Raw genomic sequence first — 1,198 nt, 5'->3', positions numbered from 1 at the left:
CACAACTCCCATCATTTTCAGTTGCATCAGGATTGTAGTTTGTTGCCTCAGGGTCAGTGCAACCAAAAACCGTAAAATGCTCATACCAAGCTTCAGTAAACCACTCAGTAAAATCCTGATCACATTGAGCATCATAAATCTCTGTGTTGTTTCTCAGGAAACCAAGCCCAAAGCCAAGGTCATTAATATTTGCAGGACGGTAAAAACCCTCGTAAACTTGCTCATTTTCCGCGATGTAAACTGCATAATCTCTTACTAGTTGCTCTCTTTCCTCACAGGTTAAAGGCGGCGGTTCTTCATCAGGTGAGCAACTGAATAAGGATAAAGTTTGTGTGTTTCTGGGATTGCCACACTCGCTAAATTCTTGAATTTCTATATTTTCTACAGTTCCTGATATGTTGAGAGCTAACCTAATAGGTTTACGCAAACCAGTACACCGTATATTTTCTTCAACAATTACATAGGCAACCTCACACTCAGAGTTTGGATCATCTGGTGGTAAATTGCATTCTTCCAATTCGGGTAATATAGCGCACAAATCAGGGGGGTATTGTCCCTCTCCGCCTCCATCTGGATCAGTTTCTGGACATTTTGAATAGTTCGTAAATGGCGTTCTATTGTCTGTCAATGGCGAAAAGTTTATACCATCTGTTGAGAAATATGCCTGTCCTGTAAATGAGCCAACAACTTGAAACTGTGGGCTTTCTTCTGTCCGTCTAGCATCTTCAACAAAAGTTACTAGATAGTTATTTGTATTTATGTATGGTAAAAACCCTTGACTTGCATTCTCTGGAATTGGTAGGACATCAAGCGTCACATATCCGCCTTGAGTATTTCTTTTATTGAGAAAATTGCTGTTAGGTATTGTCCTCTCATACCAAGTTATTTGAGCATAGTAGAATCCTTTGCAGCTAGTTTTGCTGAGACTGCCATCTGGATTAGGTGAAATTGTTATATTTCGACATCTCTTTGAACCATCAGGGCATAACTCATCTGCTTCTATTGCTGGGTCTGGCGTGTTTCTATAGTCTGGGTCATCAATATAGTTTGGGTCGTTTGGGTCTAATGGGGGATTGCTTCTACACTCACAATTTTCAAACCATTCTTTTCTGAGCCAATACCCGACAATCTTATCTAACAGCTTCGTGCTATTTCCTGAAAGAATTTCATTTGCTAAAAAGAAATAATTAAGAATTGG

At 39.6% G+C, this 1,198-nt stretch carries 1 protein-coding gene; it reads right to left on the bottom strand.

Annotated elements, in window-relative coordinates:
- On the bottom strand, positions 1-1,198 hold a 1,198-nt coding region (locus CQ839_RS25405; RefSeq protein ID WP_181016338.1), incomplete at both ends, for a hypothetical protein.

The sequence above is a fragment of the Pseudanabaena sp. BC1403 genome, assembly GCF_002914585.1.
GTDB lineage: Bacteria > Cyanobacteriota > Cyanobacteriia > Pseudanabaenales > Pseudanabaenaceae > Pseudanabaena.
Note: the sequence above shows the minus strand (reverse complement) of the source record. Positions and strands in the feature narration are given on the sequence as shown.